A 25915-nucleotide genomic window follows, 5' to 3' on the forward strand; every position below is an offset into this window, starting at 1 on the left:
GGATGATTTCCTGTATGATATCAGTATACAACGGAACGGATCTCCGGCGAAAGCGGAACGGGCTGCGAAGCGCCGATCTTGCGGCTGAACAAGCCGATAGCGGAAACCGGCAGACCGCCGTTTCGTACGAAGGAGGCCGGCTGTTTGCCATGTCTGAACCCCTATACCGGATCGCCCCCCTGCTGCCGGAACATTGCCGCGAAATCTGCACCTGGCGGTATCCCGCCCCTTACGACATCTACGAATGGCGGCCGTGGGAGCTGATGGTTTCGCTGCAGGAAGAGTTCGCCGACCCCCGGCTGCGCGACGAACAATACCGCGCTGTGCTGGACCGGGAAGGAGAGCTGTGCGGGTTCGCTCAATTGTTCCCCATCGTCGGGGTTACGCGTCTAGGTCTGGGCTTGCATCCGGACCGATGCGGCGGCGGCAACGGGGCGGCATTCGTCAGGGCGATCGCCGAAGAAGCGCGACGTCTTCAACCGGAGCACGAGATCGATCTGGAGGTGCTCACGTGGAACGAGCGGGCGATTCGCGCTTATCGAAGCGCCTGTTTTGAAATTACAGACACGTATGAGCGTATGACGCCGAACGGCCCGGCTGCCTTTTACTGCATGGTTTGGCACGAACGCTGACGAAAGGGAGGGCTGATCTTGCACACGGAAGCGTTAAACCGGATCGCCGGTGTTCTGAACGAACACCGCATCGAATGGGGTCTCGGCGGCTCCTCCTTACTGGCCGTCTGCGGCTTGGACGAGCGGCCGAACGACATTGACCTGCTCGTAGCCGCGAACGATGTCGAGCGGGCGCATGAACTGCTTCGGCAGCAGGGCAGCTTCGCGGCGTTCGCGCCGAAGGAGCCGTTCTGCACGACGTACTTTTACCACTACACGATCTGCGGCGCCGAAGTCGACGTGATGGGGCTGTTCGGCATCCGGCATGAGAGCGGCACGTACCGCCTCGATTGGCGCAGGAACGAGGATGACCGCAGCATCAGCCTCCCCGAGGTCTCCTCCCCCATTCCGCTTACGCCTCTGGAGGAATGGTTCGTCGTCTACTTGCTGATTCCGGGCAAAAGCCCCAAGGCCGATCGCATCGAGCAGCATTGGCTTCAAGAGGGTCGTCTCCGCCCTCATCGACTGCGTCAGGCGTTAAGCCGGGAGCTGCCGATGCCCGTACGCGAGCGGATCGCTCGCGTTCTAGACCGGGGATGAGGGGGGGCTCTGCCAACGCCGCTTGCGGCGGAGGACGTGTTTGGCGGCACAGACAGGGATCAGCTCAGACTCGGCGCGCTCCGGCTCTACCGTCTCCACTCCCTTGCCCGGCGCCTCCGCTCCGGCCCGAGCAAATTCGGCGTTCCTATGCCCATTATCCATCGTTCATGGAAAGGGCAGTATATAAAAAAAGAGCAGGCAACAGCCGCCCTACTCTCCCTCTTGCGCCTCGCCGCGTACGGCCGCATACGCCGCATCGAAGCGACCGGCCGACTCCAGGTCGAGCTCAGTCAAACCGCCGGCGCTCCACGTCGTCAGCTTGAGCGTGACGACTTTATAATCGATGGCAATCAGCGGATGATGATTCGCCTCCTCGGCGATCCGCGCCACCTCCTGCACGAACGCGATCCCGTCCAGGAAAGCCCGGAACCGGTACCGCTTCACGATCCACTTCGTCTCCTCCAGCCCCCAGCCGGGCAGTTCGCCAAGCCGCGCTTTCACAAAGGCCTCATCCGCAAGCTTCGGCTTCATCATCCTTCGCCCCCTCACACCAAATGAATAATACGCGTAAACGAATCGCCGGTAGCGACGCGAATAATATGCCGCTTCGCATCGTGAGTGACGACACAATTGCCGACATGCATGGAACCCTCCGTGCCAAGACCGTAGAACAAATCGTCGGCAAGCGTTTTCATGCAAGCCTCGCGTTCCTCCGCCTCCAGTTCTCCCCAATCCTCCGCCGACATCTCGAGAAAATCGTGACAGCCGGAGGCCGACTGCAGCGCATCCGTAAAATCCGTGATGATATCCTTGTATTCTCTGCCGAACTTAACTCCCATGCCGCTTCATCCTTTCCTTGCCGAACCGCAGACGATTCCGCGGACTCCTTGTACTTATTGTACCTGTAAAGCGGATATCGCCGCAACGGGCGAGAACCGAATGCGCCCTTCCCGAGAAAAGGCGGCCCCCGCGCATTTGCATGCAAAATCTGGTACACTATAAGGATAGACAAAACGAGCGGAGGGCAACAGATGCTCAAGCTGCAGATTCCGAAAAATCGAATAAACGCGTTGGCCCGGTATCTGCGCGATCATTTTACCGTCGAGCGGCTCGACGGCGGCTGGGAAGATTTCCACAAGCGCCGCGTCGAGGATGCGGAACTTAAACACGGCATCGAAATTCATGCGCTGGTGCGCGAGGCGAAGGCGCATGAAGTGATTTTAAACCTCGAGGCGATCGACAAAAGCGAGTGCAGCTGCTCGGATGGCGATCATTGCAAGCATATAGCCGCGGTCGTCTTTGCGCTGTTCACGCCTCACGGCCGCCCGGAGCTGCTGCTGCAGCAATTGAAGCAGGCGATTCACGTTCGCACGAGGCAGCAGCAATCCAAACAGCAAACGAACGCCCGGGCCGCCGAGAAGCGGCAGGATCGGCTCGATCCGCCGACTCCGGACCAACCGCCGGGGTACTGGCAGCGGTTTTTCGACCAGCAATTTTACGGATTTTCGCTGAACCAGCAGCAATCGATCGAGTTGTTTCACAGTGCGGCGAAAGAATCGCTCAGGCCATACGGGAAGTCCTGGGAACGTCCGCTTCGGGAGCTTTACGCGCTTCATCTGATTGTGTTCATCATGCGGAAGATCGAGCAATTTTATATGGATACCAAGACATCCTATCTCTCCTACTATATCGAGACCGGCTGTAAAGCCGTAGCGCGCCAATGCCACGAGGACATGCAGCAGCTTATTCCGGAGATGGACATCGCCGGGATCGCCAAGAAATATCCGGCCTACTGGAAAGAGACGCTTGCGATGATCGCCGAGGCCGCGCTGACCGGCAAAGATTCGCCGTTGTCGTGGTCGACGGTCTATCGCGGCCTCTGGTGGCGGATGGCCGATGAGCGCGAGTGGCTGCGGGAGGAACGGGCACGGCTGCAGAAGCTGCTCACCGCCTCCGATCTGCCGGCACGCCGCAAAGATGCGCTGGTGCTTGCGGAGGCTCATTTTACCCTCATGGAGGAAGGAGACGGGGCCGCGCGCGAACGGATGGATCGGCTCGTCCGCCGGGAGCCGCGCGACTTCTTCATGTACCTGCACGCTTGTTATCAAGAGGAAGCCTGGGAGCGGATGCTCGCTTGGCTGCGCTGGCTCCTGCCTGTCATGCAGAAGGCGCAGCAGGAGGACTTGCGGCAGTTTTGCCACTACTGGATCGAGGCCGTGCAGCGGCAGACGAACGACGCCGAGTGGGTGCACGTGATGGTGGCGCTTCTGCCGCGAACCTACACGTTCTACACGACCTATCTGATGAAAGCCGGGCGCTATCGGGCATGGATCGACCTGCAGCTGGCCAACCGGGTGTCGCCGCTCAACTTGTACTCGCCCGACCTGCAAACGGTGGAGAATCACGATCCGGCACTTGTACTGCCGCTTTATCATCAGGCGGTCGAGCGTTGTATCGCAGAGAAAAATCGAACGGCCTACCAGAACGCCATGAGGCTGCTGAAAAAATTGAACGCCCTCTATAAAAAACTGGAGCGACCCGCGGTCTGGGAGGAATATATTTATCGCCTGGCCGTGAAATACTCGCGGCTGCGGGCGCTGCAGGAAGAGCTGCGGAAAGGAAAATGGATCCCATGACCGACACGACCGAGATCCGCGTACATATACGTTGGGCGCAGCAGGACGATTTCTTCATCTGGGGCACGCGTTACAACGGCGGCATCTACGATGCTTACGACTTGCGGGATTGGCTCTTCGCCTGGCATGAGCCATCATTCTACGGTACCTTCATCGAGGTGACGGAGTCGGCCCAAATAGAAGGCCTGCTGCTGCCCGCCTTAGAGGCGCTCGACTATTTGGCCGCGCCGGCTGTGGTGCAGCACCAGCGGCTAACGTTTACCCCCGAGCTGTCGGAGCTGTCCAAGCTCGCTCCTTATGTCAAGGACGCGCTCCGCGCCGGACGCTTTATGCCGGATTTCGCCAAATGGAAGAGCGGCGAGCTTGGCTGGAAGCTCGAGTTGCCGGAACACGCCGCCGCTTGGGCGGCCTCTCCGCTCGCCCAGCATTGGATGGAACGGCTCATTCCGCTCTGGATCGAAGCCGACGGCGTCATGCGCGAGCATCTCAACCGCCTCGAACGTTCGTTCCCGCTGTTCCGGCGGGGCCAAGAGTCCGTCGACGTCTGGATGGACGAAGAAGACTGGCTCGTGTCCATCGGCTGGCAGTCGGACGGCACGCCGTTCCGCACGTGCCTGAAGCTTGAGGAGCCGGCCAAGGCGGGCGGCGACTGGCCGCTGCGCGTCGTGCTGCAGGATCGCGGCGCCAAGGAGAACGTGATCGAGCTCGAGCCGAGCGCGATCCATACCTGGACGGCCGCAAGCGCAGCCGCAGACACCGCCGCGACGGCAGGCGCGACTGACGGCGCAGCAGCCGGCGCGCCCGCAAGCGCAGCAGCGGCCGAGCCCGCCCGGGCGGCTGCGTGGCCGCCAACCGATGCGGCGGCAAGCGCGCTGCCGGAGGCGTGGCGGCCGCATATCGGCCGCGCCGTGCGCGATGCGTCCAAGTGGACGCGGATGGTGCCGTGGCTGGCCGCAGAAGGCCAGACGCTGCGCGGCACGCTGACGCCGGACGAGGCGTGGGAGCTGCTGTCACAAGGCAGCCTGCGCTTGATGGAAGCCGGTTATTCCGTCTTCCTGCCGGCCTGGTGGGACCGGATTCGCAAATGGCGTCCGCGCCTCAAGGCGAAGATTAAATCGTCGGTCGGCAGCGGCCCGCAATCGATGCTCGGGTTGAACCAGCTCATGCAGTTCGACTGGAAAATCGCGCTGGGGGATCTCGAACTGACCGAGGACGAATTCCGCGAGCTGCTCGCTCAAAACCGCAAGCTCGTGCAAATTAACGGGCAATGGGTGCAGCTTGACCCGGTTCATCTGGCGCAGCTGCAGCAGGTCATGAATCAGGTGCAGAAGAAGCAGGGCCTCTCTCTGCGGGACGTGCTGGAGCTGCATCTGCTAGGGTCCTCCGAAGGCGAAGAAGACCTCGATTTTCATCGCTCGCTGAATATGGAAGTGGAGCTCAACGAGCAGCTGCAGGAGCTGGTCGATCTGCTGAATCATACGAAGCGCCCGCCGCTGCAAGAACCGCCGCTTTCGTTTCGCGGCACGCTGCGGCCTTATCAGATCGAAGGCATCTCCTGGCTGCTCTTCCTGCGGCAATGCGGCCTTGGCGGCTGCCTGGCCGACGATATGGGGCTCGGGAAAACGATCCAAATGATCACGTACCTGCTCCATCTGCGCGAGCAGCGCATCGCCGCCGAAGCGAACGGCCATGCGCCGGCCGCGGCCACGATGCCTACCCTGCTCATCTGTCCTACCTCGGTGCTCGGGAATTGGCAGAAAGAGCTGCAGCGCTTTGCGCCGGACCTGCGGGTTCACCTGCACTACGGTCCGAACCGCGCCAAGGGCGACGCGTTCATGGAGGCGTGCCTGGATTGCGACATCGTGCTGACGACGTACACCTTGTCACACCTGGATGAAACGGAGCTTGCCGCCATCGAATGGGAATCGATTTGCCTGGATGAAGCCCAGAACATCAAGAACGCCTACACGAAGCAGGCGTCCTCCATCCGTACGCTGCAAGGGCGGCACCGGATCGCGTTAACCGGGACGCCGATCGAGAACCGGTTGACCGAGCTGTGGTCGATATTCGACTTTTTGAACCCCGGTTATCTCGGCACGCTTCGGGAATTCACCCATCGGTACGTGAACGCCATCGAGCGGACGCAGGACGCCGAGCTGATCGCTAAAGTGCAGCGGCTTATTCGTCCGTTCCTGCTGCGCAGGGTCAAGAAGGATCCGTCCATCCAGCTCGATCTGCCGGATAAATACGAATACAAGTCGTACGTATCGTTGACGACGGAGCAAGCGAGCGTTTACGAGAACTACATCCGCGACATGTTCGAGCGGCTCGACAAGCTGACGGCCATGGAACGCCGGGGGCTGATCCTGGCCGCCTTGACGAAGCTGAAGCAAATTTGCAACCATCCCGGGCTGATCGAATCGGGGAAAGCGGCCCGCTTGTCATGGAGACACCGTTCGAACAAGGTCGAGCGGTTGATCGAGATGGTGCACGAGCTGAGGCAGGAAGGCGATAAATGTTTGATTTTTACACAGTTTGTCGAAACGGGGTACTTGCTGCAGCAGGCGCTCGGGGAAGAATTCGGGCGGCCGATTCCGTTCCTGCACGGCGGTACCGCCAAAGCCGACCGTGACCGGATGATCGAGGCGTTCCAAGAGAGCGAGGCGGACCATCCGGACGACGCGGGAATCTTCCTGCTTTCGCTGAAGGCGGGCGGGACGGGGCTGAACTTGACTGCAGCCAATCACGTCTTTCATTTTGACCGGTGGTGGAACCCCGCCGTCGAGAATCAGGCGACCGACCGGGCGTTCCGGATTGGCCAAACCCGCCACGTGCAGGTGCACAAATTTGTAACGCTGGGCACGCTGGAGGAGCGGATCGACGAGATGATCGACAAGAAGCTCGGGTTAAGCCAGCAAATCGTAGGCACCGGCGAGCAGTGGATTACCGAGCTGTCGACGGATGATCTGAAGGAGCTGTTCGCTTTGCGGAGCGAATGGGTCGATTAAAATGGCAGCGACCGGGCACGGGACTGTACCTTCGCCTGGTGCGCCCAGTTAAATCGTCAAATCAAAAAACAAATAACAGGCTCCGCCCAGCGGACACGAATAGGTCTGCATGGTCAGAGAGCTGTCAAGATCGGTATAAGGCTGTGACAGACATCCCTGCCGTTGGTGTTTCATTTGCAGCACGGTAGGGATGAAGTACGGCCGCCAGATCCAGTTGGATTCTTGATAACGAACATCTCGGCTCCAGCTCCCGTCCGCTTCGCGCGAGAAGTTCGAGGACACCTGAAACCCCTCTTCCTTGCAGATGTATATACGGACCACGTTCGCACCGACGTGCGGCAGCAGCTTGCCGATCAGCGCATCGGCGTCTGCCGATGAACGGATTTCTACGGAAGACGGCACCAGGCCGCTCAACCTTTCCGTTGCCGCGAACAAGCGGTGCTGGCGGTCCAGCTCGCTATGCGTAAACACGGCGATACTCTCCCGAAGCAGCCCTTCGTAAGCATCTTCCTGCTGCAGGTCCGCCTCAGCCTGCGAGAACAGATACCCTTGCACGTAGCGCGCCCCCACCTGCAGGGCATGATTCAAATCTCCCTTCGTTTCCACCCCCTCCACGAGCAGCGAAGCGCCCATTTGCGCGGCCAGAATGGAGAATGAGTTCAAGACGGCGTTGTATCCGTGGTCTACGGCGCTTTTTTTCAACAATTTTAAATCGATTTTCAGAATGTGCGGCTTCACACTGGCGATCCGATCGTAATTGCTGTAACCGCTGCCGATGTCATCGACTGCAATCAGACAGCCGGCCTCGCGGTACTGCCCGATCATCTCCGACAGCTCGTCGAGTCCGCCCGTGAAATCCTCCTCCGTAATTTCGATCACGATGCGCGAAGGATCCAGCCCGTGACGCCTCATCATCTGCAAGGTCGGCAGCTCTCGCTTCTCCCGGTATATGCGATGGATCCAGGACGGCTTAAGATTGATAAACAGTTTGGCATCGGAATCCGCATCCGCCATGCGCCCGATAGCCCGCGACCGAATAATCCGATCGATCCGCAAATGCTCGGCTTCACTGTACGACGTGTTCTGAAAAAAGGGGCCCAGGCTGCGTACTATGCCGGGACTGACCCGGCGCCCGAGCGCCTCATATCCGATAATGCGCTGCGTCTGCAAAGACAAGACCGGCTGGAAATAAGGAAACGTTTCGGCAGCAGGAGGTAACGGTGCTCGCAGATCCGGGTCGATCATACTCTTCATCCTCCATCACCCTCTGAATGTGTTATTTTATTTCACCAAATTATGATAGAGAATATAACATGCAATGATGATTACTAATTCTAAAGCAGCGGCGGCCGTCGTGCAATCAGGAGCTGCGCGTTGCTCCAAAATGAAGCAATCGCTACCCGAGAGGAATTCGCTGTACAATTGTCGAATAATGGGAGATGACTTTTTATTTTACCTCAGGGGTGGTTATGCAATGAATATACTCCGCTCCAAGATGCCTATTGTTTATTCGGCTATCATCGTCTGCCTCGTTACGATGGTCAGCGTATCCAGCTTCATTGCCTCCGCCAATACCGAAGCCAAGCTGGAGAACCTCGTCAGCGGAGTCATTCCCCTGAACAATCTGGCTGAACATCTGCTGGTCGACTTCATTCATATGGAGACGGGCTTGCGCGGGTACGAAATATCGGGCGACGACAAGTTCCTGGAGCCTTATCATGCCGGTAAGGCGCAACTTGAGCTCGATCTCCGCGCGCTGTCCGATTATCAACAACAATACGATCGTCTCGATACTGTGATGACCGTCGAGGCGCTTCCGTCGATCCGGCAGCTGCAAGATTATTACGCCGGGCAACTTGATTTGATAAGAGACGGCCGGAGAGACACCGCTCTACAGAGCGTATCGATCGGCAAGACGTATATGGACCGGTTTCGGGACGCACATGGTAAGGTGATGGACGAAATCGATCAAATCGCCCTCGACGCGCATCAATCGGCCCATAACGCCAAACGTCTGGCGCGCATTATCCTTGTGATCGGAGGCGCGGCCGACGCTATTGCCGTCATCCTCTCCGTCATTATCTTCAGACGCGCCGCCCGGGCCGAGAAGGCGCTGCGCCACAGCGAGGAGACGTACCGCTTCATGGCGGAGAGCCTGGAGACGCAGAACGAGGAAATCATCGCGCAGCAGGAAGAGCAAGAGTCGACGCTGGAGAAGCTGTCCGAGCGCGAACGCGAGCTGGAAGCCATTACCGGATATCAGGAAAAGCTGACCGGAGCTACACATTTGGACGCGTTCCTGAACACCTCCGTGCCCGCCCTGCTCGAAACGCTGCAGCTCGATGCCGCCATGCTCGTCGTCAATAAAGCGGCTTTGGACGAAGCTCGAGGCGGCCACAGCGACAGCGATAATCCTAGCGATACGGCGGGCAATCCTTTATTTGAAACGATTTACGCCATCGGCTACCCGTCCAGCCTTCCCGCTTCGCGTCAAAGCGAATTATACGGCACCGCTCGACGCGTTCTGCTGGAGAAGCGGATGCTGGAATCGGTCCGCAACGTGTCCGAGCAGGAACGCGGGTTCCACCTTGGCATTCGGCAAGCTGCCGATTATTATTTCCCGCTCCTGAACGACCGGCAGGAAAGCATCGGATTTCTGCTGTTGACCGGCTACCTTACGTCCTCCTCCAACCAGAAGGTACGCCTCGCTCAGGGCTTAATCCGCCAGTTCGGGCTCGCCTTTATGGCGCAGCAAACGAATGAGGCGCGCCGGCGGCAGAGTGTGAAGCTGGAGCAATTAAACGAACAACTGCAGCAAGAGAAGCGGATGATCGAGGAGCAGCGCGACTTGATCGAGAACATTTTGGAATCCGCGCACGAAGGCATGATCATGTGCGACAGGCATGGTCATATCCTATTTCTTAATCAGCGCATGAAAAACTTCCTCGACATCTCGCATGAGGTCGGGGAATCCATCGTCACGGCCATTCGAATTTGGAACGACACCCCGACGAGCGGCCAAATCTTGTCTTCCGTGGAAGGATTGCTGAGGGGCAGAACGGATAATATTACAGAACGCTTCTTCTATACGACCGACGACGGCCAGATGCGCCACGTCGAATTGTACGCCACGAAGATGGGCGATTCGTCCAAACGGCCCGATTCCGGCTTCCTCTTCGTCGTACGCGACCGTACGGAGGAAGAGAAAATCGACGAGATGAAGAACGAATTTATAAGCACCGTCTCGCATGAACTGCGAACGCCGCTTTCCAGCGTGCTGGGCTTCATCGAAATTATGCTGCATCGCCAGCTGACGCCGGAGAAGCAGCGCAAATATTTGCAAACCGTGTACAAGGAAGCGGGCCGTTTGTCCACGCTTATTAACGACTTCCTGGATTTGCAGCGGATGGAATCCGGCAAACAGGCCTATCATTTCGTTCCCGTCGAATTGGGCGCGCTGCTGCGGGAGGTCGCCGAGCCATGGAAGGCGGAGCAAACGCATGAAATCCGGCTGCACAGACCCGAACGGGAGGTGTGGGTGCGGGGCGACGCCGACCGGCTGATGCAGGTGGCGCACAATCTGATCAGCAACGCCGTCAAGTATTCTCCCCAAGCGAACCGTGTTGACATCACGATACGCGAGAACGGGAGTACCGTCAGCTTCGAGGTACAGGACTACGGGCTTGGCATACCGGAAGAAGCGAAGGGCAGCATGTTTACCAAATTTTTCCGCGTAGATAACTCCGACCGGCGGCAGATCGGCGGTACCGGCCTCGGTCTGTCTATCGTCCGCGAGATTATGGACGCCCATCAAGGCTCCATCCATTTCGAGTCGACGATGGGAGAGGGCAGCGTGTTCACCGTTACCTTGAACGCTTATCAGGTCGGAAATGCCGAAGGCAGTATTCTGCTGCTGGAAGACGATGACAATGCCGCCAAGCTGATTCAAGTCGCTTTGATGAAGCTGCAAATCCCGACGATTCACGTGCGCTCCGCCGAAGAAGGGCTTCTTGCGCTGGAACGCGTCGATCAATATCCGCCGCGGCTGTGCATCGTGGACATTCATTTAAAGGGGCCCCAATCGGGGTGGGATTTCCTGACCGAGCTGTACAGGCATCCCAAGTTTCACCGCACGCCGGTTATCGTCTCCACGGCGCTCGAGCCGCCGCACGACTATTACGAGAAGGATTCGGAGAAATATTTGCGCAAGCCGTTTACCGTAAATAAACTGCTTCAGGTCGCCGAGCATCTCATGTTTCATAACGATCGCCGCCCGGCATATATTTTCCCGCCGCAGGACGAAAGCCTTATTCGCAGCCGGCTGGCCCAGAGCGGCATCGAGATTGAATCGATTACGACAGGCAGCGATCATATCCAGATTGAACCGACGCTGAAGCAAGGCACGGTTTGACGCGCAGGTCAAATAGACGGTACGCATGTTCGTACCGTCTATTTGGGCATGTCCGGTGCGGCGGCTCGCCACATGCCTCGCTCAAAGCGGCACTCCGTCCGGGTTATCCAACGCCCCTGCCGGAAATCGCGGCCGCGAATGACAACGTGGTCCTGCTCCACACGTACGACCAGCCCCTCGCTTCGGTCGTCGGCGCTTCCGGAAGCTTCAGCCGGCCCCTCATATTCCGGGCGGCTGACCGATGACCCGGCTACGGACAATAGCCGGTCCGCGACGACAGTCCCGGACTGCCCAAGCCCCGCATGCGTATGGCCGGAGAACACAATCACCCGCGGATGCCGCGACAGTATGTCCCGAAGCTCGCGGTGCTGCACGACGCCGCGCCCGCGTCCGCTTCCGGCTACCGTATTCGGCAGCGGTTGATGCAGAAACACGAAGATCGGCTGTCCGGAAGGCTCCTCCGCCTGCAGCCGCCGCTCCAGCCAACGAAGCTGCTCCTCGCTAAGGAACGCATCTTCACCGTAAGACGGATCGGATAGCCGGTATCGCTCCGAACCCAGGAATAGAAACAAGCGATCGTGCAGGCTCCGTTCCCGGTACACCTTCGGTTGGCCGGTGAAGCGCAGAAACCGTCCGATGGCCGCCGCTTCCGTCTCTCCGTTCGGGAATCCTTTCGGCCGCCATTGCCGATTGGCCCCGTGCCACATCCGGTAAAACTCGTGATTGCCGAGCGTGAAGTGAATTTCGCCCGGATGCGGACGTTCGGATAACAGCCGCTGCAGCGTCCTATAGTCCTCCGGGTCGCCGTCGCCCAAATCGCCGTTCAGCACGAGCGCCTCCGCTTCAGGCGCCGCACCGTGCAAGTCGTCGAGCGCCCGCTCAAATTTCCGGATCGCCTGGCGATCCCAGCTCTGCACGTGAATGTCGCTTAGCACCGCGAAGGTCAGCGGCGATGAGCGGCCGGCCGCGGGCGGCGTGAGAGATCCGGGTGCAGCAGAATGCGCATTCGGGCCCGCAGCCCCAACCGGCCCCGCAGCCTCCCAAAGCTCGCCTGAGCGGCCGGCCGCCATGCTTCCGGCTGCGGGCTGTGCGCCCAACAGCCAGACGCAGACGGCCGCGCGAAGCAAGCTTCCAAGAAAACTCACAGCTCATCCCTCCCTTTCATCGATATGCCTCTAATATGCGATATTTCCCCAGTTTTTAGAACCGCTATAGGCATCCGCTGAAAAATCAGGGACGGTGACATTGGCCCAATCCGCTCCTGCACCCCCGACATAAGATGTATGGTGTGAAAGCACAAAACCACCTTAAGGAGGAAACAACAATGTCACATGTAGGTCACGGTTTCACTTCCACGGGCGTAATTCTGGTACTCTTCATTCTGCTGGTCATCGTCAGCCGCGCGTTTTTATATTGATAAATGCGGTTCGGGCCGTCACAGGCCTCGGGCCTTCTACCTAATCGGCCACAACAACGGTCAGGAAGATGTACGGAGCTCTACTGCGCAGCGCTCGATTGACCCCCCCCCAAAAAAGGCGTCCGGCTCATAAGAGCCGGACGCCTTTGCCTAGCGCTGCCGTAAATGTCTTCGCGCTAGCGGATGCGCGTATCGTTAAGCCGGAACTGATTGACGAGGTGCTCCAAGAACGCCGTAATCGATTCGACACGTTTGGACGTCAGCTTCACCTGCACCGTGTCCGAAATCAGCTCCTGGACATTCCCCTCGACTTCCCGGGAGATGACGCGGTTGTCTTTACTGATTTCGGCGATCCGCTCCATCAGCTTCACCACTTCGTCGATAACCTGCGTTTTCAACGAATCGTTGCTGGAGGCGCTGTTCAGCAGCTCGGAAGCGGCCGCCACGAGCAGACTCCCTTCTTCCACCACCTTGGTGCCTTCCCCCATCGAAATAAACGCCTGCTCCGCATTGGTGTAAATATGCTGTACCGTCTCATGGATTTCTTCCGTTGAACGCCGGGTCAAGTCGGCCAGCTTGCGGATCTCGGTAGCGACGACGGCAAAACCTTTGCCGTGCTCGCCGACGCGGGCGGCTTCAATGGCGGCGTTCAACGCCAGCAGGTTCGTCCTGGATGAAATTTCCTCAATAACCTGCAGTACGTTTTTAATTTGCTGGGTCGTTTCCATGAACGTCGAGATCGTCCGATTCGTTTCTTCGACCTTGGCGGAAATGTGCGCCATCTTGTCCCCGATCCGCTCGACCTCGTTCTGCGCGACGGCGATTTGACCCGAAGCGTTAGCCTCGATGACGCGCAGCGTCTCCTTCATCTCTTCAACCGCATCTTTTGCTTGGTCGATATCGCGCAGCTGCTTGCGAAGGCTGCCGATCATATCATTAATCTTGCCGCTCATTCGATCCGTCGATTCCGCCGTCGTATCCGTCGATTCGTTCAGCAGCCGCTGGCTCGACAGCACGTCGGCCGCCGCCCGTTTCACTTGAAGCATGACCCCCTCGAGCGAGTCGATCATGTTGTTGATCCACTTGGCCAGCTCCCGGGATTCGTCGCCTTGGAACATCTCCGGCTTCAGACGCTGCGTCAAGTCGCCCTTCCCTTCGGCGTTCATGCGGATAAACCGCTGAATCTGATGTAAATGCCTCGCAAGCGGCGCGCTTCCTTTGCCATAGATCACCCAGGCCGTCACCAAACCGATCGCCAGCTGCAGAAGCCCTGCGGCCGCTCCCGCAAGCCAGAACGGGACGTCCGCGCTTGCCGCCAGCCAACCGATCAGCCCTGCGGCGGCCACACAGCCCGACACGATCCAAGGCAGTTGAAGACGGAACATCCGCCAGTTCGTGCCCCGAACCCGGTATACTTCCTCCAAATCGCCTTCGCACATCATCCCCCAGAGGTCCGGGCAATGCGGCAGCCGGAACGTGACGCCTTTACCGATAACCGGAATGTGCCGATAGTCCGAATAACCGGGAAATTCAACGAATAAATTGCTGCCGTTCTTAATCGTGTTCGCTACGCCGGGATGAAGATCGCCGGTCGCCGGATCGGTAAACCGCAGCTCCAGCTCGGTATGCTCCTTCACCGTCACTTGGCCCCAATCCGTGGTGACGCCGTCCTTCAAATTTTCCCCGTGCGTAAACGTCCGGTCCTCGAACCGGCTGCGCGAAAGCGCCGTGCCGGGAGCGATGTGCGTCTGCAGCCCGGCGGAAGCCATGAACAAATAGTTATCGCCCGAGTCGGGGTACACGTGCCCGGATTCGCGTTGAATCAAATCGCCGATCACGTCGTTAGGCACGCGTCCGCACAAGGCGCCTCGCCATACGCCCGACTCGACGATCGGCACGATAAACAGCAGGGTCATGGCATCGTGAAATGACGAGGTGCTCGGTCCGATCTTCAGCGTCGTCGGGTCGCTGTAAGGGCCGAATAAGCATTTGCGCCCTTCCACTCCGGATCCGGCATAACTGAGCCCCAGACCAATCACGCTTTGCTCGCCATAGACCGTGGTACGATGTGCCGGATACGTGGAGTGGACCACTTCATTTTGTTCATTTAACAGAAAAATTTCAGAAAAATCCGGAGCCCGCTGACGCATCGAGGTGCAGTGATCTTCCCATTGCTCCGGCTCCGGCTGCCGCCACAGCGGCGTCTCCGACGCTGCGGAACCCTGCAGCAAAGCAAGCAAGCGGTCCAAATGTCCCCAATATTCATTAGCCCAATCAATCAACAACTCTTTGCGGGTAGAAGCGATGCCCTCGAAAATGTCCTCGACATCTTTCTTTAACCCGCGATTCAGACGATACGACCACCAAAGCGGAAGCCCTTTTTGAAAACCAAGCCAATCAAACATATGCACCCTCCAAATCCTCAACTAGAATGCTTTTCTCTGTATGTCATATATCATAACATAAATAATATAACTTTCGTCGCATTATATGTGAAATTTATACATAAAATTTTGTGTTTTCTTCCCCCTACCCAGACCTTTGACTCTGCCGCCCCTACACGCATAGTGCCTTGGAACCAAGAGCCCGCTGCATGCAAAGAACAGGACCCGGCGGTGCATGTTGCCGTGCACGACCAAGTCCTGTTCCCTGTTTGTTTTCGCTGTTTAAGCCTCAAAGCCGAGGTGCCGAATAAATCGTCGGAACCCTTCCCGGCCCCGTTCGCCGTACTTGTACACGCCCGCGTCGCGAAGCACGGCCTCGAACTTGCGGCCGACTTCCTCGCGCAGCGCCTGCTCCGCTTGCCCGCGGGACAGGCCTTTCCCGTATTTCGCCGCCAATTCGGCCAGCCACGGCGCATGCTTATGCAGCGGATGGCTTTCATCCCCCAGGATCCGCTCATCCAGCTCCGCTTCGCCCGTGAATAGAGCCGCCGCCTGCTCAAGCTCGTCCTTGAGGCGTCCCGGCAGTACGGCGAGCCCCATCACTTCGATCAGCCCGATGTTCTCCTTCTTGATATGGTGCAGCTCCCGATGCGGATGGAAAATGCCGTCAGGATGCGCTTCGCTGGTCCGGTTATTGCGAAGCACCAAGTCCAGCTCGTACTCCCCCGCTTCGTTGTTGCGCGCGATCGGCGTAATCGTGTTGTGCGGCACCCGCGTCCCGTCCGGCGCATCGCTGAAAGCGAGAATGTCACAGTCCGGATCGCTGTAAACGCGCCATGCGTCCAGAATCGCACCGGCCAGCTCCAGCAGCTGCACCCGGTCACGGCTTGATATGCGGAGGACCGACATCGGCCACTTCACCACGCCAAGCTTCACCCCGCCGTAGGACGGATGCCCGAACCGCTCTTCCACCGGGGCCAGCTCCATCGGAAACCGGTGCCGCCCGCCCTGAAAGTGATCGTGGCTCAAGATCGACCCGCCGACGATCGGCAAATCCGCATTGGACCCGACAAAATAATGCGGGAACCGCTCCACGAAATCGAGCAGCCGCTCGAACGTATGCCTCGAGATGATCATCGGACGATGCTCTTTATCGAAAATGATGCTGTGTTCGTTGTAATAGACGTAAGGCGAATATTGAAAACACCATGGTTCCCCGGTCAGCTCAAGCGGAATGACGCGCAGGTTTTGCCGAGCGGGATGATTGAGCCGGCCGGCATACCCGATGTTCTCGACACAGAGCAAGCACTTCGGATAGCGGCTTTGCTTCGCATTTTTGAGCATTGCGATTTCCTTCGGGTCCTTCTCCGGCTTGGACAAGTTTACCGTAATTTCCAGGCTGCCGAAATCGGTCGAGGCGAGCCAGTACAGATTCCTGCGAATGCGGTCCATACGAATATAGTTCGAGTCGATGCTCAGCCGGTAGAAATCGGCCGTCGCGCGCTCGATTCCGTCCCGCTCGGCCGTTGCCCAGAAGCGATGAATCAGCTCGGACGGGCGCGGCATGATAACGCCCATGATGCGGGCGTCCAGCAAATCGCGCAGCGTCGTGTTGTCGTCCTCGAGCATACCGGCTGCGGCTGCGTAGTCGAGCAGCGGCTCCAGCAGCTCGCTGACGTCTTCGCCGGGTGCAGCCGGCAGCTCCCCCGCAAACGGCTCGTCAAGACGCAGCAAGTCGAGCAGCCCGTTGCGCGCCGCATACAAGTCCGGCGGCTCCAGCAGCTTGCGCCGGAGGCCGAACTGCAGCAGCCGTTCCACATCGCAGGATGCCTTCCGGCGCAGCGCTTCGATCTCTTGTTCCCGTTCGTTTTGCATGTGCTCTACACCCCTAGGTAAAGTCTTAAAGCCCATCGCTTCACGGCCTCCTGGCGAAATAGCGGAGCTCCGATTAACTCCGGCACGGCACGGTATTTCCGGGTTTACAGCTTGCCCGCCCCCGGGCGCATTTCCAGCGCTCCCCGCGTCCGGACGTCTACGCCTCGTAGCCGGTCGGGCGGCTTTGGTGCCATGCCCACGCCGAAGCGATGATGCGCTCCAGCCGGTCGCGCTTTGGCCGCCAGCCGAGCTCCTCGCGCGTCCGTTCGGACGAGGCCACAAGCACCGCCGGATCTCCGGCGCGGCGCGCCTCCACGACCGCCGGGATCGGATGGCCGGTCACCTGCCGGGCAATCTCAATCACTTCCTTGACCGAGAAGCCTATGCCGTTGCCGAGGTTGTATATGCGGCTCTCGCCGCCCCGGAGCAGCTTCTTCACCGCCAAGATATGCGCGTCTGCAAGATCGGACACGTGGATATAATCACGGATGCACGTGCCGTCCGGCGTCGCGTAATCTTCGCCGAACACCGAGATGTGCGGGCGCTGGCCGAGCGCCACCTGAAGGATGATCGGCACCAGATGCGTCTCGGGATCGTGATCTTCCCCGATCCGCCCGCTTTCATGCGCGCCGGCCGCGTTAAAATAACGCAGCGATACGTACTTGATGCCGTGTGCGGCGTCAAACCACTTCATCATGTTCTCCATCGCCAGCTTCGTTTCGCCGTAAGCGTTCGTCGGCAGCGTGCGGTCCGTCTCGAGAATCGGAATGTTCTCCGGCTCGCCGTAGGCCGCCGCCGTAGAGGAGAAAACGATTTTGTTCACGCCGTGCTCGTTCATCTTCTCCAGCAGACACAAAGTGCCGTATACGTTATTGTGATAATACTTGGCCGGGTTCTGCATACTTTCCCCAACGAGCGAGTTCGCCGCAAAATGAATGACCGCGTCGATCGCGTTCTCCCGGAACACCGTGTCCAAGAAGTCCTTATCCCGGATATCCCCGACGTACAGCTTACCTCCGAGCACCGCCTCGCGATGGCCCTGTTCCAGGTTGTCGACGATCACAACCTCCTCGTTCTTCGCCAGCAGCTCTGCCACCGTATGCGAACCGATGTAGCCCGCGCCGCCTGTCACCAATACAGCCATGGTCCTCTTTGCCTCCTGCTTATTCGATTTCTTTCACGCCGTCCCCGATGTCACCTACGTAAAAGCTGGCTTTCAAACCGGTCTTGTCTTCATACAAACGGCCTACTTCATCGATAAACCGGTCAATGCTGTCCTCGTGGACCAGCGATACCGTGCAGCCGCCGAAGCCCGCGCCGGTCATCCGTGCGCCAAGCACGCCGGGCACCTGCCAAGCCGCCTCGACCATCGAGTCGAGCTCGAAGCCTGTCACTTCATACAAATCGCGCAGCGATTCGTGGGAACCGTTCATCAGTCGGCCGAACGCCGCCAAATCCCCACGCTCCAGCACTTCGATCGATTGCAGCACGCGATCGATCTCTTCCGCCACGTGGCGGGCGCGCCTCTTCACAACTTCGTCCGCAATCAAGTGCTGCGCTTCGTTGAACTGCGCGAGCGTGAGCTGTCCGAGCAGCGTGAGCTCGGGATACCTCGCCTGCAGGTCGCGCACCGCTTGCTCGCACTGCGAACGGCGCTCGTTGTAGGCCGAATCGACCAACCCGCGCTTTTTATTCGTATTGCCGATCACCAGCCTATACGCACCGCTTTGGAAAGGAACGTGCTTATATTCCAGCGTATCGCACATCAACAGCACCGCATGATCCTTCTTCCCCATCGCTACCGCGAATTGGTCCATAATGCCGCACTTCACGCCGATGAAGTCGTTCTCCGCCTTCTGAGCGAGCCGGGCGATCTGTACCTGATCCGTCGGCTGCCCCTCCATCGTCAGCAGACCGAAAGCCGTGACGACCTCGATCGAAGCCGAGGAGGAAAGACCGGCCCCGTTCGGAATCGCTCCGCTGAACAGGATGTCGTAGCCGCCGACCGCAACGCCGCGCTGCTGCAGCTCCCGGATCACGCCTTTCGGGTAGTTCATCCAGCCGTCCTCCGGGTTGTTCTCCAGCGATTGAATGGAAATATGTTGGTGTCGTTCAAAGTTGGTCGAGGCGAATCCGACAAGCTCGTCGTCCCGTTTGCGGAGCAGCATCGTCGTGCCGAACGTCAGCGCCGCCGGAAACACGTACCCTCCGTTATAATCGGTGTGCTCCCCGATCAAATTAACGCGCCCCGGCGCGTGAAACACACGGATCGGATGCGGATTTTCCGCCCCGTATAAAGCTACAAACCGTTCTTTTAACGCTTCAATATCGGCCATCGCGGCTCACCTCAGGCGATTAGAATAGGGTTGCTGTGCAAATTTCGCCGAATCGCGGCATACAATCTTGCATTCATTGTTTTTAAGTATAGCCAGGCCGGACGCGGGAAACTATGGAATGATGTCAGCTGGATATGGAAAAATGTTAGATTCCCATGGTATACTTACGGCGACATCGGAAGTCGGCCCTTGTCCGACTACCCTGAAGGAGGGATCGCGGTGGCCGCTTACGACAAACGCGCCGATAGCTACTACGTCGTATCCAACCCGAATGCGTCTCAGGAACACGGCGGTCTCGTCGTCCTATTCGCCGGCAACAGCCAGACAAAGCCCGGGCACAGGCCCGGGCCGAAGGTCGTCGATTACTATTTGTTTCATCACGTGCTGTCCGGGCGCGGAACATATATGTGCGCGGGGCAAACACATGAACTCGGCGCAGGCGACACGTTCCTGATCGAGCCCGGGACACTGATCCAATATATGGCAGACTACGATCGCCCGTGGCATTATCGCTGGATGGCCTTCGATGGCCCGGAAGCGGCGCGGATGCTTGCCGGGATCGGCCTCAGCTCGCTTCAGCCGATTGTGCGGACGGGCGGCAACCGCGGCATCGCGGCCTTGTTCCAGCAAGCGCAGGAAGCGTTCCAGGCGCGGACCCCCGGGGCTGGACTGAAAGCCACGGGCTGCCTGCATCTGCTGCTGGCCGAATTCGCCGAGACGCTGCAGCCCGCGGAGCCGCGTCTCCCGGACACGGCGACAGGCGGCGAACGAACGGTGCGGCAGGCGCTGCAGTACTTGTCGGCCCAATACGCGGAGCCGATTACCATCGAGCTGATGGCCGAGACGCTCGGCTACAATCGGGCCTACTTGTCCACCTTGTTCAAGGAGCATACCGGCGTCAGCCCCGTCACGTTCCTGCTCCGTCTGCGGCTTGACAAAGCGCGCCGCCTGCTGCGCGAGCGGCCCGAGCTCACCGTAGAGCAAATCGCCTCCTCGGTAGGCTTCCAAGATCCGCTTCACTTCTCTAAACAGTTCAAGCGCCAGTACCAGACGTCTCCTTCCGAGTACCGCCGCTCGCTCCTTTAGTCGGCGGCCCGGATCATCGCGGACATCTGCGCTTCCTGCCGATCAGCGCGCCCGGGGCCTCCGCGCGAAGCAGCCGCCGATCAAGCGGTTCACTTGACCAGCGGCAGCATGAAAGCGATGCACGCCCCTTGACCGAGCCGGCTTTGAGCCCAGATGCGGCCGCCGTGGAAATCGACGATTTCCTTGGCGATCGCAAGACCGAGACCGCTGCCGCCGCCGGACGTATTGCGCGACTTGTCCTTTTTATAGAAACGGTCGAAGATGTACGGCAAATCCTCGGGCGCAATGCCCGTTCCGTTATCCTGCACCTGCACCACGAGCGAATGCTCGTCCACGATAAAATGCAACTGGATCAGCCCGCCCTGCGGCGTATGCTTCACCGCGTTGTAGATGATGTTGGTCAGCACCTGATCGATCCGGTTGGTGTCGACCTTGACAAGTGCCGGCCGGCCGTCTCCCGGGTGCAGGATATACGAAGCGGTCTCGAAGCGAAGCCCGCCTCCGGCCAACTCCAGCTCGTACCGCTCGTCGAAAAAGCGGAACAGCTCGTCCGTGCTGACCGTATGAATGTCGAATTCCATCTGACGCGCTTCAAGCTTCGACAGCTGGAACAAATCCTGGATCAGCCGATTCAATCCGGTAATGCGGTTGTGGATCAGCTTCAAATATTTCTGCTGCTGCTCCTGCTGTACGACACCGTCCATCAACGCTTCGACATATCCTTGAATAAGCGTCATCGGAGTGCCGAGGTCGTGCGAGATGTTGCTGAGCAGATGCCGCCGGGATGTCTCCATCCGGGCCAAATCCTCGTTCACCTGCCCCAGGCTGCGGTTGATCCGTTCCAGCTCAGCCGTGCGGTCGCGAATCTTCTGCTCCAGGCCCACGTTCATCTCGCGCATCTGCCGGGACAACGACTCCACCGAGGCGATAGCCTTCGTCGACCGGACGCTAAGCACGAACGAAGCCAGCATCGCGCCGGCGAATAAGCCGATGAACGCCACTTCCCCGGTATGGAGGTATTGAGGATCGAACCACTTTTTGACGGACACCGCCGCGATATATGCGGCGGTACCGAGGATGACGAAGGTCGCCCCTTCCCGCCCGCGATAGAGCGCTACAGCTAAGCAGAAGACGATATACACGCCGGAGACCATCGTCGCCAACTCGAAATACGGCACCATATAGGTCATCCAAGGGACGGGCAGTACGATGACAAGTACCGTGCACGTCATGCCGAGTCCGAACATCAGCCGAACGGCGGCGCGTTTCACTTCCTGCGGATAGAGCAGGTGCACGAACATGACGATCGCCGGAATGCTGAGGAAAAAGCAAACCGATTCGATCTTCTTCCCGACGAGCCAATCCAGATTCGGCATCCAGTAATAAATGACGCCTGCCTCCAGGAATGGCGCTCGAATGCCTACAAGCAGGCAAAACAATCCGAAATAAAACGATTCCCTTTCCTTCCTTCGCAGCAGATACAACACCATGTAGTGAATGCCCATGGCGAGCAGCCCGCCGACCATGATCGTCTCAATCGACAAATTCATCTGCAGCTCCGCATCGATCCGCTCAGGAAGCCCTAATATAGGGGAATCCTGCATGCCCCCGCTGAAGCAATGGAAATTGGACACCTGTACGACCAGCTCCAGCGTCGGACCCGGGGAGCCGATCAGCAGCGTCCGCGGCGAAAACTTTGGCTGCGAGCCGTTCGCATCCTTGCCGACCTGACCGACCTGCCCCAACAGCTCGCCGTTCACCCATACGGTATAGGCCGTTTCGACATAAGGCATTTTCAACGCATACGTTCTCGGTTTCCCATCCAGTGCGACCATCAGCCTATACGTGGCGTACCCGCTGCCGCTTGCTTTCCCTCCGTTCACGGCTGCACCGTTCCAGGCGCCAGGCACCCGGATATAAGAAGACTCCGGCCGTTCCCCGGCGTGAAGCTGATCAGGCGTCAGCAGAGCCCCCCAATAGAACTCCCACTCGCCCTCCAGCCGAACGTACGGCCCGCCTGCCCAGTCGTAGCCGCTCAGCGATAATTCGCCGCGATTCGCCTGTCCCGCATACTCGTTGGACGCGGCCATAGGCCGATAGCCGGATACCGACGTGAGCAGGGCAAACAAAAGTATGGAAATAAACACCCGAAACCATTTATAATAAAAGATGTTTCTGGAAATCGATACCACTTTCTTTCTTGTTGGTTATTGCCAATTCTGTCTATTATCGTATATGAAACCACAAGTTTTGGGAATGGGGAATTCAACAGCGGACGGCTATTTGGAGGAGAAACTCGATGTCTGGAGAAAAAATATTAATCGTAGACGACGAAACGGAAATTGTCGAATTAATTACACTTTATTTGGAAAAAGAGGGATACGAAGTATTAAGCTCCTCGAACGGAGCGGAAGCGGTCGAGATGGTGCAGGAGCACCGGCCCGATCTGGTCATCCTCGACATCTTGCTGCCCGAGCTGGACGGCATTGAAGTATGCCGCCAAATCCGTAAGCACTACACGACGCCGATTTTGTTCCTGAGCTGCAAGAGCGAAGACATGGACATCATTCTCGGCTTCAGCATCGGCGGCGACGATTACATGACGAAGCCGTTCAGCCCGGGTCAATTGGTCGCCCGGGTGAAGGCGCACCTGCGCCGCAGCCATCTGTTAGAGCAGCACAAGGAAGAAGCCCAATTTCTCTCGTTCCCCGGCCTTGAGATGGACTTGCTCAGCCGGACGGTCCGCGTGAACGGCCAGCTTGCGCCGCTCTCGTCGAAGGAGTTCGACCTGCTCCTGCATCTGGCCCGCACGCCGGGCAAAGTGCTGTCGCTGGAGCAGCTGTACAAAATGACCTGGGGCGTCGACAGCAACGGCGATACGCGCACCCTGCTTGTCCATATCAGCAACCTGCGCAAGAAGATCGAGCCGAATCCGGCCGATCCCCAATATATTTTGACCGTTCGCGGGATCGGCTACAAATTCAACCACTGATGCGGAATGCCCGGCAGTCGGGGATTACGGCGACCGGCTTGCCGCCAATCACCGCGAAGGCTCATGATCAATGCGGCGCAGCAATTCGGCCAATTCGTCCGGCGCCAGATCGCGCCACTTGCCTACCGGCAGGCCGCCAAGTTTAATGTTCATGATGCGCGTCCGCTTCAACCGGCGCACCTCGTACCCGAAGGCGGCGCACATGCGGCGAATTTGGCGGTTGAGCCCCTGCGTCAAGATGATGCGGAACGTCCGCTCGTCCATCCGGTGAACGACGCACGGCTTGGTAACGGTGCCTAAGATATGGACTCCGCCGGCCATCCCTTGCAGGAACGACGCCGTAATCGGCCGATCGACCGTGACGATGTATTCCTTCTCGTGCTCGTTCTCCGCGCGCAAAATTTTGTTGACGATGTCGCCGTCGTTCGTCATCAAGATCAGACCTTCCGAGTCCTTGTCCAGACGGCCGATCGGGAAGATCCGTTCGCGGTGTCCGACAAAATCGACGATATTGCCGCGTACGTGGCGCTCCGTCGTACTCGTGATGCCTACCGGCTTGTGCAGCGCTATATACACGGCCGGCTTCTTCGCACGGATCGGCCTGCCGTCGATGCGCACATCGTCGCCCTCGCCCACCTGGCTGCCCAGCTCCGCCTTAACGCCGTTGATCGTGATGCGCCCGGCCTCGACCAGCTTGTCCACTTCTCGTCTGGAACAAAGCCCGGTTTCGCTAATATATTTATTGATTCGCATACCGTAATCTCGCTTTCCGTTTTCGATCGATGATCTATTTATCTATCATACCATGGTTGTGGGGGAATGCTGGAATGACGTATCCGGCCAAAACCGTATTTTACTTCAGCTTTTACATGTTTGCGCTCAGCTTGACGCTGCTCTTGGCCCCGGGCCTGTTGTCCGGTCTGCTCGGCTATACGGCGGAGAGCTATATTTGGCTCCGGCTGATCGGCCTGTTCCTGCTGTACCTGGCGTTCGATTATTTCCAGGCGGCGCGGGAGAACATGCGCGGCTTCTTCTACCTGACCGTGTACACGCGGGCTTCGATCCTGTTGTTCATGATCGTCTTCGTGTCATTCGGCTGGCTGAAGCCGATTTTCGTTGCGCTTAGCCTGATCGACTTCAGCGGAGCGGTCTGGACGTGGAGAGCCTTGAAACGAACGGAACGTCATCGCTCTCGCCCGTCTGAACCCGTCAGGACCGCAGATGGCGCATAAGGCGAGCTCGCTGGCGGCCGCCCGCTACACCGTCCTCCGCTCCATCAGCCGGTAAGAAGCCCGTGTGTTTCGGCTTGGTCCGTGCGGCCGGTGACGCGATCGTGCAGCATCCGCGGGTACGGTCGTGACGGACACGCCGGCCGTGCGGGCGATCTGTTTGATGTTGGCCATAGCCAAGCCCCATGTAGAGCCGTTCTGCGAAAAAATCGCTTGACATGAAATGCATTTCACAAGATAAGCTGATTTTCGAAGCGCAAAGCGGCCAGACTCGCGGATGCGCTTCGCCAGGCGGCGGGACAGCGGGACAACGCTCGGCCTATAGACGATGGGGGAGCATTTTCAGGATGCCCGCTTCCGAGGCCAGGCGGGACGGCTGCCGCACAATGCCATCACCCGGAGGTGTATAAACCATGAACGAGACCATCGTATTTTTCGATATCGACGGCACGCTGCTTGACGAGCGCAACCGTCTGCCCCAAACGACCAAACAGGCCATCGGGCTGCTGCAGCGCAGCGGTATCCGAACCGCTATCGCAACCGGCCGGACGCCCAGTCAATTCGAGTGGATCCGCGAGGAGCTGAACATCGACACCTACGTGTCGGCCAACGGCCAATACGTCGTGTACGAAGGCCGTGAGATATACGCCCACCGGTTGCCGCCGGATCGGCTTCGCGACATGTGCGAATTCGCGGAGGAACGCGGACACTGTCTGGCGTTCAGCAGTCATGCGATGCTGTGCGCATCCCATGCGGCTCATCCGCTGATCGACGCCAGCTTCGGGGCGCTCAGCTTGGAATACCCGCCTGTCGATCCGCTCTTTTATACCCATTCCCCCGTATATCAAGCGTACCTGTTCTGCCCGGTGGAGGAAGAGCCGCTTTATACGGCCCGCTTCCCCGAATACCGGTATCACCGCTGGCACCGGTTAGCAGCCGACGTCATGCCCGCAGGCGGCTCGAAAGCAGTGGGCATTCAGAAGCTGCTGGAAGCGGTCGGCGCTGCGCCAGCCCAATGTTACGCCTTCGGCGACGGCTTGAACGATAAGGAAATGCTTGCTTGGGTAGGCACCGGCATCGCCATGGGCAACGCCTCCGACGAAGTGAAGGCCGTCGCCGACCGTGTCACCGCTACCAGTTCCGAAGACGGCATTTGGCACGGGTTAAAGCAAGTCGGTTTAATCTGATTGTTCATCATCATTATACTTGCTGTCCGGCCCGCCGTTCAATCGTACGCGACCGCAGCACCGACGGCCGGTCGGTTGACCGAAAGAGGCCGCTGCAGCAGCAACCGAACCATCGGGCTGACGCAGCGGCCTTACCTGTACCT

Annotated in this window: 20 protein-coding genes and 1 pseudogene; 10 read left to right on the forward strand and 11 right to left on the reverse strand. The window is 58.8% G+C overall.

Annotated elements, in window-relative coordinates:
• The first annotated feature begins 149 nt into the window (after window positions 1-149).
• Together ACZ439_RS12465 and ACZ439_RS12470 are read left to right on the forward strand one after the other, a co-directional pair.
• Window positions 150-632, forward strand: a complete 483-nt coding sequence (locus tag ACZ439_RS12465; protein WP_054798638.1) for a GNAT family N-acetyltransferase — start codon at window positions 150-152, stop codon at window positions 630-632.
• An 18-nt stretch (window positions 633-650) separates the two neighbouring features.
• A complete protein-coding gene (locus ACZ439_RS12470; protein WP_054798636.1) occupies window positions 651-1211 on the forward strand; it encodes a nucleotidyltransferase family protein in 561 nt (186 codons plus the stop codon).
• Between the two features lie 210 nt (window positions 1212-1421).
• On the opposite strand, the gene ACZ439_RS12475 is transcribed toward ACZ439_RS12470, so the two are convergent.
• Window positions 1422-1745 carry a 4a-hydroxytetrahydrobiopterin dehydratase gene (locus tag ACZ439_RS12475; protein ID WP_306439401.1) on the reverse strand — a complete coding sequence of 108 codons (324 nt, stop codon included), beginning with the start codon at window positions 1743-1745 and terminating at the stop codon, window positions 1422-1424.
• Window positions 1746-1756: 11 nt separating this feature from the next.
• Window positions 1757-2050 carry a hypothetical protein gene (locus ACZ439_RS12480; protein WP_054798637.1) on the reverse strand — a complete coding sequence of 98 codons (294 nt, stop codon included), beginning with the start codon at window positions 2048-2050 and terminating at the stop codon, window positions 1757-1759.
• Between the two features lie 192 nt (window positions 2051-2242).
• Between ACZ439_RS12480 and ACZ439_RS12485 the strand changes: the two genes are divergently transcribed.
• Both ACZ439_RS12485 and ACZ439_RS12490 read left to right on the forward strand, forming a co-directional pair.
• Window positions 2243-3847, forward strand: a complete 1605-nt coding sequence (locus ACZ439_RS12485) for an SWIM zinc finger family protein (RefSeq protein ID WP_464621044.1) — start codon at window positions 2243-2245, stop codon at window positions 3845-3847.
• Window positions 3835-6855 carry a DEAD/DEAH box helicase gene (locus ACZ439_RS12490; RefSeq protein ID WP_464621045.1) on the forward strand — a complete coding sequence of 1007 codons (3021 nt, stop codon included), beginning with the start codon at window positions 3835-3837 and terminating at the stop codon, window positions 6853-6855. The genes ACZ439_RS12485 and ACZ439_RS12490 overlap by 13 nt, the downstream gene beginning before the upstream one ends.
• Window positions 6856-6903: 48 nt before the next feature.
• Here the strand turns inward: ACZ439_RS12490 and ACZ439_RS12495 are convergent, their stop codons facing one another.
• Window positions 6904-8100, reverse strand: coding sequence for an EAL domain-containing protein (locus tag ACZ439_RS12495; protein ID WP_464621046.1), 1197 nt, complete (start codon window positions 8098-8100; stop codon window positions 6904-6906).
• Window positions 8101-8329: 229 nt separating this feature from the next.
• Here ACZ439_RS12495 and ACZ439_RS12500 point away from each other — a divergent pair, with 229 nt between their 5' ends.
• On the forward strand, window positions 8330-11266 hold the full coding sequence (locus ACZ439_RS12500) for an ATP-binding protein (protein WP_464621047.1): 2937 nt from the start codon (window positions 8330-8332) through the stop codon (window positions 11264-11266).
• 38 nt (window positions 11267-11304) lie between these two features.
• Here the strand turns inward: ACZ439_RS12500 and ACZ439_RS12505 are convergent, their stop codons facing one another.
• On the reverse strand, window positions 11305-12411 hold the full coding sequence (locus tag ACZ439_RS12505) for a metallophosphoesterase family protein (RefSeq protein ID WP_054800278.1): 1107 nt from the start codon (window positions 12409-12411) through the stop codon (window positions 11305-11307).
• A gap of 179 nt (window positions 12412-12590) precedes the next feature.
• Between ACZ439_RS12505 and ACZ439_RS12510 the strand changes: the two genes are divergently transcribed.
• Complete coding sequence (locus tag ACZ439_RS12510; RefSeq protein ID WP_201317722.1) at window positions 12591-12683, forward strand: sporulation protein YjcZ; 93 nt, start codon at window positions 12591-12593, stop codon at window positions 12681-12683.
• A 176-nt stretch (window positions 12684-12859) separates the two neighbouring features.
• Here the strand turns inward: ACZ439_RS12510 and ACZ439_RS12515 are convergent, their stop codons facing one another.
• From ACZ439_RS12515 to ACZ439_RS12530, 4 genes are all read right to left on the reverse strand, one after another.
• Entirely contained in the window at window positions 12860-15088 is a 2229-nt protein-coding gene (locus ACZ439_RS12515; RefSeq protein ID WP_464621048.1) for a methyl-accepting chemotaxis protein, read from the reverse strand.
• A 261-nt stretch (window positions 15089-15349) separates the two neighbouring features.
• Window positions 15350-16942: a UDP-glucose--hexose-1-phosphate uridylyltransferase gene (locus ACZ439_RS12520; RefSeq protein WP_464621049.1), complete on the reverse strand. Its 1593-nt coding sequence runs from the start codon at window positions 16940-16942 to the stop codon at window positions 15350-15352.
• Window positions 16943-17099: 157 nt separating this feature from the next.
• Window positions 17100-18086 (reverse strand): UDP-glucose 4-epimerase GalE, encoded by a 987-nt coding sequence (gene galE / locus ACZ439_RS12525; protein WP_127605086.1) that lies wholly within the window; start codon window positions 18084-18086, stop codon window positions 17100-17102.
• Window positions 18087-18105: 19 nt separating this feature from the next.
• Entirely contained in the window at window positions 18106-19278 is a 1173-nt protein-coding gene (locus ACZ439_RS12530; protein ID WP_141336663.1) for a galactokinase, read from the reverse strand.
• A 219-nt stretch (window positions 19279-19497) separates the two neighbouring features.
• Between ACZ439_RS12530 and ACZ439_RS12535 the strand changes: the two genes are divergently transcribed.
• Entirely contained in the window at window positions 19498-20364 is an 867-nt protein-coding gene (locus ACZ439_RS12535) for an AraC family transcriptional regulator (protein WP_054800279.1), read from the forward strand.
• Window positions 20365-20453: 89 nt separating this feature from the next.
• Here the strand turns inward: ACZ439_RS12535 and ACZ439_RS12540 are convergent, their stop codons facing one another.
• Both ACZ439_RS12540 and ACZ439_RS12545 read right to left on the reverse strand, forming a co-directional pair.
• A complete protein-coding gene (locus ACZ439_RS12540; RefSeq protein WP_372814200.1) occupies window positions 20454-20945 on the reverse strand; it encodes a sensor histidine kinase in 492 nt (163 codons plus the stop codon).
• A 66-nt stretch (window positions 20946-21011) separates the two neighbouring features.
• Window positions 21012-22454, reverse strand: a pseudogene (locus ACZ439_RS12545) (7TM diverse intracellular signaling domain-containing protein); the annotation flags it as partial.
• Window positions 22455-22663: 209 nt separating this feature from the next.
• Here ACZ439_RS12545 and ACZ439_RS12550 point away from each other — a divergent pair.
• Entirely contained in the window at window positions 22664-23356 is a 693-nt protein-coding gene (locus ACZ439_RS12550; protein WP_054800277.1) for a response regulator transcription factor, read from the forward strand.
• 48 nt (window positions 23357-23404) lie between these two features.
• On the opposite strand, the gene rluF is transcribed toward ACZ439_RS12550, so the two are convergent.
• A complete protein-coding gene (rluF, locus tag ACZ439_RS12555; protein ID WP_054798123.1) occupies window positions 23405-24109 on the reverse strand; it encodes a 23S rRNA pseudouridine(2604) synthase RluF in 705 nt (234 codons plus the stop codon).
• 74 nt (window positions 24110-24183) lie between these two features.
• On the opposite strand from rluF, the gene ACZ439_RS12560 reads away from it, so the two are divergent.
• Both ACZ439_RS12560 and ACZ439_RS12565 read left to right on the forward strand, forming a co-directional pair.
• Window positions 24184-24588: a hypothetical protein gene (locus ACZ439_RS12560; protein WP_054798122.1), complete on the forward strand. Its 405-nt coding sequence runs from the start codon at window positions 24184-24186 to the stop codon at window positions 24586-24588.
• 410 nt (window positions 24589-24998) lie between these two features.
• Window positions 24999-25772 (forward strand): Cof-type HAD-IIB family hydrolase, encoded by a 774-nt coding sequence (locus ACZ439_RS12565; protein WP_054800276.1) that lies wholly within the window; start codon window positions 24999-25001, stop codon window positions 25770-25772.
• The last annotated feature ends 143 nt before the right edge of the window (window positions 25773-25915 follow it).

The organism is Paenibacillus sp. JCM 9796 (assembly GCF_055379675.1).